This is a genomic window from Symbiobacterium sp. (assembly GCF_040797425.1).
GTDB lineage: Bacteria > Bacillota > Sulfobacillia > Symbiobacteriales > Symbiobacteriaceae > Symbiobacterium.
This window is the reverse complement of record NZ_JBFNEH010000006.1, coordinates 99,854-108,488: the sequence shown is the minus strand read 5'-3', so window position 1 is coordinate 108,488 and position 8,635 is coordinate 99,854. Positions and strand designations below refer to the sequence as shown.

The 8,635-nt window shown below is 69.7% G+C and carries 10 protein-coding genes; 7 read left to right on the top strand and 3 right to left on the bottom strand.

All coding sequences use genetic code 11. The features are described 5' to 3' along the window. Window positions 1–70: 70 nt before the first annotated feature. Window positions 71–373: a hypothetical protein gene (locus tag AB2385_RS03480; protein ID WP_367653533.1), complete on the bottom strand. Its 303-nt coding sequence runs from the start codon at window positions 371–373 to the stop codon at window positions 71–73. Window positions 374–470: 97 nt separating this feature from the next. On the opposite strand from AB2385_RS03480, the gene AB2385_RS03475 reads away from it, so the two are divergent. Next, window positions 471–1,256, top strand: coding sequence for an arylesterase (locus AB2385_RS03475; protein WP_367653532.1), 786 nt, complete (start codon window positions 471–473; stop codon window positions 1,254–1,256). On the opposite strand, the gene AB2385_RS03470 is transcribed toward AB2385_RS03475, so the two are convergent. Next, entirely contained in the window at window positions 1,213–2,376 is a 1,164-nt protein-coding gene (locus AB2385_RS03470) for a sensor histidine kinase (RefSeq protein WP_367653531.1), read from the bottom strand. The two genes, AB2385_RS03475 and AB2385_RS03470, sit on opposite strands and share 44 nt — an antisense overlap. Window positions 2,377–2,627: 251 nt before the next feature. Here AB2385_RS03470 and AB2385_RS03465 point away from each other — a divergent pair, with 251 nt between their 5' ends. Together AB2385_RS03465 and uvsE are read left to right on the top strand one after the other, a co-directional pair. Continuing rightward, window positions 2,628–3,239, top strand: a complete 612-nt coding sequence (locus AB2385_RS03465; protein WP_367653530.1) for a response regulator — start codon at window positions 2,628–2,630, stop codon at window positions 3,237–3,239. Window positions 3,240–3,251: 12 nt separating this feature from the next. After that, window positions 3,252–4,166 (top strand): UV DNA damage repair endonuclease UvsE, encoded by a 915-nt coding sequence (gene uvsE / locus AB2385_RS03460; protein WP_367653529.1) that lies wholly within the window; start codon window positions 3,252–3,254, stop codon window positions 4,164–4,166. A gap of 141 nt (window positions 4,167–4,307) precedes the next feature. Here the strand turns inward: uvsE and AB2385_RS03455 are convergent, their stop codons facing one another. After that, a complete protein-coding gene (locus tag AB2385_RS03455; protein WP_367653528.1) occupies window positions 4,308–5,021 on the bottom strand; it encodes a hypothetical protein in 714 nt (237 codons plus the stop codon). A gap of 265 nt (window positions 5,022–5,286) precedes the next feature. Between AB2385_RS03455 and AB2385_RS03450 the strand changes: the two genes are divergently transcribed. The 4 genes from AB2385_RS03450 (at window position 5,287) to AB2385_RS03435 (ending at window position 8,606) form a co-directional block, all read left to right on the top strand. After that, window positions 5,287–7,260 (top strand): AMP-binding protein, encoded by a 1,974-nt coding sequence (locus AB2385_RS03450; RefSeq protein WP_367653527.1) that lies wholly within the window; start codon window positions 5,287–5,289, stop codon window positions 7,258–7,260. A 73-nt stretch (window positions 7,261–7,333) separates the two neighbouring features. Then, window positions 7,334–7,825, top strand: a complete 492-nt coding sequence (locus tag AB2385_RS03445) for a methylated-DNA--[protein]-cysteine S-methyltransferase (RefSeq protein WP_367653526.1) — start codon at window positions 7,334–7,336, stop codon at window positions 7,823–7,825. 50 nt (window positions 7,826–7,875) lie between these two features. Continuing rightward, window positions 7,876–8,091 (top strand): hypothetical protein, encoded by a 216-nt coding sequence (locus AB2385_RS03440; protein ID WP_367653525.1) that lies wholly within the window; start codon window positions 7,876–7,878, stop codon window positions 8,089–8,091. 308 nt (window positions 8,092–8,399) lie between these two features. After that, window positions 8,400–8,606 carry a hypothetical protein gene (locus tag AB2385_RS03435; protein WP_367653540.1) on the top strand — a complete coding sequence of 69 codons (207 nt, stop codon included), beginning with the start codon at window positions 8,400–8,402 and terminating at the stop codon, window positions 8,604–8,606. Window positions 8,607–8,635: the final 29 nt, after the last annotated feature.

Sequence of the window (8,635 nt, the reverse complement as noted above, 5' to 3'; positions counted from 1 at the left end):
GGCTGGCGAACCGCCATTTCCTCTTGGTACCCACACTTCTCAGTGTAGAGCCGCCGTACGGGGCCCGCCGTCACGACCGGCGCCGCGGCTTCACCTCGTCCAGCAAGTTCTGGTCGTACACGCCGAGTCCCGGGCCGTCGGGGGTCATCACCCAGTCGATGATCAGCCCGTCCAGGAGCTGCGCCGTCCCGGCGTCAACCTGCACTGGCACTCCGCTCACCACCGCCGTCGCCGCGGAGCGCCTGACCAGCGTCATGCGCCAGACCTCGCCGGAGCCGCTGGAGTCGATCTCGATCTTCACGGCCAGGTGGCCGCCCCGTTCCTGCATGATGGCGTTCAGCTTCTGGGCTGCCTGGGGTGTGAACGTGAACACCGCACGCACCGCCTTCCAGATTTTACTGCACTGCGCCCTGCAGGGTGCCAGTTCGCCCGCTGGCGAATTAAAGGAGCGAAGAAAGGAGTAGACGCCGTTGCGCCGCAGTTGGCTTCTCCCTCTGATCGTCGCCTTCCTGCTGCCGGCTGTCCTCGCCTTGGCCCGCCGGCCCCACGCAGAGCCGGGGCTGACGTCGCTCCAGGCCATCGCCAGCGACGCAGCGGCCGCACAGGCGGTTGCCCTCGAGTCTTCCCTCGGCCGGGCGGCAGCGGGGAACCTTGCCGCCGAGCCCCCGACTGTCCTTACGCCGGACCCGGAGCGCGACCGGTCCGATTGGCCGGTGATCGTCGCGTTCGGAGACAGCCTGACCGCGGGCCTCGGCGTCGAGCCCGACCGTAACTACCCGAGCCAACTGCAGGCGCTGCTGGACCAGGCGGGATACCGCTACCGGGTGGTGAACGCCGGCATCTCCGGGGAACTGACCGCGGGCGGCCTCCTGCGGGTGGAGACGGTGCTGGAGCACCAGCCGCAGATCATCATCCTGGAACTGGGCGCCAACGACGGGATGCAGGCCGTGCCCGTGGCGGAGGTGCGGGCCAACCTGGCCGGCATCATCGAGCACGTGCAGGCGGCGGGGGCGCAAGCGGTGCTCGCCGGCATGATGGCCCCGCCCAACTACGGCGAGGAGTACCAGCAGGCCTTCGCGCAGATCTACCCCGACCTGGCCGCGGCGTACGACCTGCCGCTCATCCCCTTCTTCCTCGAGGGCGTGGCCGGGTCGCCCTACCTGAACCAGCGGGACGGCATCCACCCCACCCCGGAAGGCTATGCCATCGTGGTCAGGAACGTGTTGGCCACGCTGGAGCCGCTGCTTCAACCTTAATCACGGGCAGTTCCGCCTCGACGGTCGTTCCCTGCCCGGGCCGGGAGTGCACCTTCACCGTCCCGCCGAAGGCGGCGGCCCGCTCCTGCATGCCGGTCAGCCCCCGTCCCGGGCGGCCCGTGAAGCCGACGCCGTTGTCGGTGAGCGTGAACCGCACCCGGTCGGGGCCCAGCGCCAGCCGCACCTCCACGCGGCTGGCGTGTGCGTGTTTGGCGCAGTTGTTCAGGGCCTCCTGCTGGATGCGGAAGAGCGCCACCGCCACGTCCGCCGGCGGCTCGGGACCCGGCTCCAGGTGGTAGGCAATCGCCACGCCGTGCTCCTCGCCCCAGTCGGTGAGGTATGCCCGCAGCCCCTCGGCCAGCCCCATCTGCTCCAGCAGGTGGGGATGCAGGTTCTCCATCAGGCGGCGCAGCTCGGCGTGAGCCTTCCGCAGCATCTCGGCCGCGTCCTCCACGTGCTGCCGGCAGTGGTCCAGGTCGGGCTGGCGGGCCGCGATCTCCAGCCGCCGGAGCGGGGCGATGATGCCCGTGCCCAGCCAGTCGTGGATGTCGCTGGCGATCAGCCGGCGCTCGGCGTCGCGCGCCTGCACCAGCTCGATCACCCGGCTGCGGGCGAGCGCCACCGCCCGCTCGTTGGACTGCCGCTCCCGGGCCGTGACCCGGTCCACCACGTAGGCCACCAGGAAGATGGTGCCGATGCGCAGGAAGACCTGCCCCCAGTCCAGCGGCACGCCGAGGGGGTTGAGGAAGAGGTAGATCAGCCCGTAGGCGGTCACGTTGATCCCCAGCAGGATGTACGGCGCCACCCGGCGCAGCACCACCGGGGCGGTGAGCGACATCAGGATGTAGGCCGGCCACACCTCGGAGCCCCTCCCTCCGGTCACCACGACCAGGGCGGTGAGGAGCACCGACCAGACGACGCAGTCGTACCAGAGCAGGTGGGGCCAGCCCCGGCTGCGCAGCCAGAGCTCCAGGAAGGCAGCCGCCGCAGAGACGGCGAACACGGCCACCACGGGCGGCCGGATCAGTTCGGTCCGCTGCGTGCCCAGCAGGTAGATCGCCACCAGAACCCCCCAGGCAATCTGCGCCTTGTTCTCGACCGGAACGTCGGCCCACCGCATGGCTCTGGTCGCCCCCCATTTGGTAATATGATGCTAGTCTAACCCTATTGTAGTGCTGTTCACGTGTAATTCCGATGCCATCTTGAGGGCCTGCTGCGGGCCTCTTCGGGGCGGGCCCCTCCCCCGGCCGGGTTCCATCCCGACCGGGCTCAGCGAATCCGAGCCCACAGCGATTCCGTTCCGATGGCATCCCAACGCCTTCCCGATGCGATCCCCACGCCAGTCCCGGCGGGCTGCAGGAGGTGAGCACCTTGGAACTGCGGATCATGCTGGTGGAAGATCAGACCGTCGTGCGCGAGGGCCTCAGGCAGCTGATGGAGAGCGACCCGGAGTTCAAGGTGGTGGGCGAGGCGGCCACGGCGGCCGAGGCGGTGTCCCAGGCCGCACGGCTGAAGCCCGACGTCATCCTCCTGGATCTGAAGCTGCCCGACGGCAGCGGGCTCGACGCCGCCCGCCAGATCCTCCAGGGCAGTGACCCGCCCGCCATCCTCGTGCTCTCCACGTATGCCGACGCGGCGCTGGTCCGGTCGGCCCTGGCGCTCGGGGCCAGCGGCTACATCCCCAAGACGGCCTCCTTCGCCGAGATCGCGTCGGCGGTGCGCACCACCGCACAGGGCGGCGTCGTGATTCATCCGTCTCTGGCGGGTAAGCTCGCCGGCCGGGGCGAGGCGGAGCTCCGGGAGGAGGAGATCACCATGCTCAGGATGCTGGCCGAGGGGGCATCCTACGCGGAGATCGGCTCCCGGCTTTACCTGAGCGAGCGCACCGTGCGCCGGCACATGAACCTCCTGTTTGAGAAGATGGGGGTGCAGAACCGGACGCAGGCGGTGGCCGAGGCGATGCGCCGGGGGGTACTGAACTAGGAGGTTTGCCCCTTGGTCCTCCGGCTGGGCTACGTTGGCATCAACCTGACGCTTCAGGGCCGCAAAGGCGGCCCGCGGCTGCGCTCCATCACCGCCAGGCGGCTGGAGCCCATGGCGCCGGAGCAGCGGCGGCCCCTGCTCTACCAGGTGGCCCGGAGCAACCTGAAGACCCTGGAGGCGGTGATTCGCTGGAATCAGGAGCAGGGGATCCGCCTCTTCCGCATCACGTCCGACCTGGTGCCGCTGGCCACCCACCCCGTGGCGGCGGAATGGGATTGGGAGGCGGACCTGGCCCACGACTTCGCAGCCGTGGCCCGGCTGGCCCGGGAGACGGGGATCCGCCTGACCCTGCACCCCGGCCAGTTCGTGGTGCTGAGCGCCCCTGACGAGTCGGTGGTGGCCAAGGCGATGCAGGACCTGAGCTACCACGCCCGCATCCTGGAACTCCTGGAGCTGGGCCCCGAGGCCGGGCTGGTGCTCCACATCGGCGGCGGCTACGGCGACAAGCCGGCAGCCGCCAAGCGCTTCGTGGCCAACTTCGGACGGCTGGAGAAGCGCATCGCCGACCGCCTCTGGCTGGAGAACGACGACGTGACGTGGGACACGGCCGACGTGCTGGCCATCGCCCGGGAGGTCGGGCGGCCGATGGTCTTCGACCTGCACCACCACCGGGTGCTGCGGGAGGACGACTGGCTGCCGTGGCTGGAGAAGATCCTCCCCACGTGGCAGGGCGTGCGGCCGAAGCTGCACTTCTCCTCGCCCCGTGACGGCCATCGCTCCCGCTATCACGCCGACTACATCGACCCGGCGGACTTCCGCGCCTTCGCCGACCGGGTCCCCGACCTGGAGGCCGACGTGATGCTGGAATGCAAGATGAAGGACAAGGCGCTCCTGGCCCTGCGGGAGGCCGTGCCGGGGCTGGGGTGAGCGCCGCCCACAGGGTGGCGCGGCGCACGTTGCGCGCGCCGCACGTTGGAGCGGGAGGCCAGGCGGGTCGCACCCGCAGTGAGGGTGGCTCCCGCCGCACGACAAAGCCCGGGGTTGCGGGATTTCCCGCCCCCGGGCTTTTCAGTACTCGGGCATGGCGATGGTCAGATGGAGCTGGCCGGCCTCGGCCGTGAAGGAACGGATCTCGATGCGCCGGCCGAGAGCCTGCGAGACCATGTCGCTCACCGGCAGGGCGAAGGCCGCCTCCTGTGCGCTGTATCCCTGCACGTTCACCCGCACGAACCGACCGGCCAGGCGGATCAGCCCCGGTGAGACGGGAATCCGCCCCAGGTAGGCCCGCCGGATGCGGAACTGGATCACGCCGGTCTCTGTCACTTCCGGCGCCAGCCAGAGCCGTACGCCGACGGGACCCGTCAGCCGGGCGGGCGCCAGATCGGCGGGGGGGCGCACCACGGCTTCCACCTGAATGGCGTCGTCGCCCAGGTGGCTGCGCACCCGGGAGAGCGGCCCGTCGGGCGAGCCGCCGGTGAGCAGGGCCGAGGAGATCATGCCGCTGACCTCCCGCTCGTTCAGGCGCAGGTGGACGTCGCCGCCGGTCCAGAAGGCCGCCGACTGCTCACGGATCTGCCGGGCGATCGTCACGTACGCCTCGGTGCCGCCCGGCCCCTGCTCGAAGTCGGCCACGGGAGCCACCAGTCCGGGGAGCGCCCACCAGAGGAGCAGCAGCGCAGCGCAGAGCAGCGCCGCGGCGGGAAGGTACCGGGGCAGGATGCGCGGTCGGGGCACGGAGCGGCGGGGCGCCACAGCGGATGCCTTCGAGGTGTGCAGCATCATGTCACCGACCCCGGTCGTGATAGTTAGTATACATATCGATTATATATCATGCTTGCGTAAGGATTCAACATGAGATACGGCCCGCACGCCGAGTCTTCCTCATGGCTGTGGCGGCGACGCCCGGGACGCCGTTGCCACTCCCTCCACCAGTGTCGACCTGTCGGCCGGGTCGGACCCGAGCGCACCAACCGGTCACATCTCCGTAGGAATTTGCGGATGAGTGACTAAAGTGTTACTGATTCGGATTTGGGGGGTTGGTGAGCGGATGGCAGACTACGTGTGGCAGCCCGACGCGAAATGGCGCAACGAATCCCGCATTGCCCGGTTCATCGCGGCCTGCGGCGTGGCCGACCTGGAGGAACTGCACGCCCGGGCGAAAGCTGACCCCGCCTGGTTCTGGGAGCAGGCGGTGAGAGACATCGGCATCGAGTGGTACGAGCCGCCCAGGCAGATCCTGGACCTGTCAGCCGGCGTACCCTGGGCCACCTGGTTCCGCGGGGCGCGCATGAACCTGGCCCACGAGGCGGTGGACAAGCACCTGAAGCAGCGCCCGCACCAGCTGGCCGTGCTCCACGAGGGGGAGGAGGGCGCGGTGCGCAGCTGGACGTACCGGCAGCTCTGGGCCGAGTCGAACCGGCTGGCGAACGGGCTGCGGGCGCTGGGCGTCGGCCGCGGGGACCGGGTGGGGCTGATGCTGCCCATGATTCCCGAGGCGGTGGCCGCCATCATCGCCCTTGCCCGGCTGGGTGCAGTCTTCACGCCCATCTTCTCCGGCTTCGCCCCCGGCGCCGCCGCCAGCCGGCTGGCTGACTGCGAGGCGAAGGTCCTGATCACCGCCGACGGCTTCTACCGGCGGGGACGGCCCGTGAACCTGAAGGCGGTGGCCGACGAGGCCGCAGCGCTGGCGCCCTCGGTGCGGCACCTGGTGGTGGTGCGGCGCACGGGCGGAGAGGTGCGCTGGACCCCGGGCCGGGACCTGTGGTACGACGACGTGGTGCGGGCCCAGCCGGCGCGGTTCGAGACCGAGCGGCTGGACCCCGAGGACCCGTGCATGATCATCTACACCTCGGGGACCACCGGCCGGCCCAAAGGGGCGGTGCACGTGCACGGCGGCTTCCCGGTGAAGGCGGCGCAGGACATGGCCCACTGCTTCGACGTGGGTCCGGGCGACCTGGTGATGTGGTTCACCGACCTGGGCTGGATGATGGGCCCCTGGCTTATCTACGGCGCCCTCTTCCTCGGCGCCACGGTCTACCTCTACGACGGCGCGCCCGACCACCCGGCCCCGGACCGGCTCTGGGACATGGTGGAGCGGCACGGCATCACCCACCTGGGGCTCTCGCCCACGGTGATCCGCGCCCTGGCCCCGGCGGGCACCGAGTGGGTCGAGCGCCACGATCTCTCCAGCCTGCGGGTGCTGGGCGGTACTGGCGAACCCTGGAACCCGGAGCCCTACCGCTGGTTTGTGGAGCACGTGGGCGGCAGCCGCTGCCCGATGATCAACTACTCCGGCGGCACCGAGATCTCCGGCGGCATCCTGGGCTGCGTGCCCATCCGGCCCATCAAGGTCTGCTCGTTCAACACCGTCGTCCCCGGCATGGCGGCGACGCTGCTGGACGCGGAGGGCCGGCCGGTGCCGCCCGGGCAGGTGGGGGAGTTGACGCTTACCACGCCGTGGGTCGGCATGACCCGGGGCTTCTGGCGCGACCCCGAGCGCTACCTGGAGACCTACTGGAAGCGTTTCGAGGGCGTGTGGGTGCACGGCGACTGGGCCTCCGTGGACGATGACGGGTTCTGGTACATCCACGGCCGGTCGGACGACACGCTGAACGTGGCGGGCAAGCGGGTGGGCCCGGCGGAGTACGAGTCGGTGCTGGTGAGTCATCCGCAGGTGCAGGAGGCCGCAGCGGTGGGTGTGCCGCATCCCGTGAAGGGAGAGGTGGCGGTCTGCTTCGTGGTGCCGCGCCCCGGCGCCCGGGCCGGTGAGGCCCTCGCGGGGGAGCTCAGGGAGCGGATCGCCCGGGAGATGGGCCGGCCCCTGTTGCCGGAGGCCGTCCACTTCGTCAGCGCCCTGCCCCGGACCCGCAACGGCAAGATCATGCGCCGGGTGATCCGGGCGGCGTACCTCGGCGGGAACCCCGGCGACCTCTCGGCCCTGGAGAACCCGGAGGCGGTGGCGGAGATTCAGCGTCTGCGGGGGGAGGAGGGACCGGCCGGCACAGGGAAATCTGTTGGCTGATGGACTGGCGAGCGGTCCGGACGGCCGGTCGCCCGTGTGCGCGACAGGGAGCGATCAAGGGAGGAAAGCCGCAGTGAAGTACACCCGTTGCCACACCAGCCTCGGCCCCATCTACGTGGCCTGGACGGAGAAAGGCATCGCCTGCCTGTCGCTGGAGGAGGAGGGCGACGAGGCGTTCCGCGCCTCGTGCCGGGAGTGCACGGGCCAGACCCCCGTGCGCGACGACAGCCGGCGGGCCGAGCTGGAGGCGGTGCTGGAGGGATGGCTGGCGGGCGAGCCCTACGACGGGCCCGTGGACCTCTCGTTCCTCAGCCCCTTCGAGCAGGCCGTGCTGGCGGTCTGCCGGGCAATCCCCCGCGGCGAGGTGCGCACCTACGCCGACCTGGCGGCGGCCGTCGGCCGGCCCGGGGCGGCCCGGGCGGTGGGCAACGCCATGCGCCGCAACCCGGTGCCGCTGCTTGTTCCCTGCCACCGGGTCGTGCGGCGGGACGGGACCATCGGCCAGTACAGCATGGGCGGCCCGGAGATGAAGCGGCGCCTGCTGCAGCTGGAAGGGGCTCTGTGAGGGGTTATCCCGGCAGGGTCTGGAGAGACTATCCGCCGGAGGGATGGCCCATGAAGATGGAGCTTGTCGAGCAAGAACTGAGGACCTGGGGTGAGATTCTCATCACGACCTCAGGCGGCCAACACTTCGAGATTCACCTTGGCGACACGGAGTTCGACAGGGAGAACCGCGTGATCCGGCTGAAGTCGCCCCAGGCCCTGTTCGTGATCGACGGCGACTCGGTTGAGACCATTCAGAAACACTACGGTCACCTGGACAACGACTAGAGTGGCAGGGGTCCTGCTCGGGGCCCCTGCCCCGTTTTGGGCGCCGCAGCCGTCTGGCCGGCCCGTCCCCCTGGTCGCCCTTTCCCGGCCACCGGGTGCGAGGGGCTGCTGGCCGCCGCGCGTGGCCCGGTGGGGACGGGCCACGCCCGGACCAACGGATGCAGAAAACCGTATGAAAAAGCACTAGACTCGCGGGGGTGGGATAGCAACCCTTCGGGGATTGAAATATATGCAGTAGAGCAATAGAATCATTATAGATTGACCGCCTCTGGAGGCGGTCGGCAGAAAGGAGCTGAGTCGCAGTGAAGATGGAGTTCGTTGAGAAGGAACTGAAGGCCTGGGGCGAGATTCTCGTCACGACCTCCGGCGGCCAGCACTTCGAGATCCACCTGGGTGACACGGAGTTCGACTACGAGAACCGCGTCATCCGCCTGAAGGCGCCCAACGCCCATCACGTCATCGAAGGCGACTCGATCGAAACGATTACGAAGCATTACGGCCACAAGGACGACTAGGCGAAAACGCCGGTCCAGTGTCCGTGATC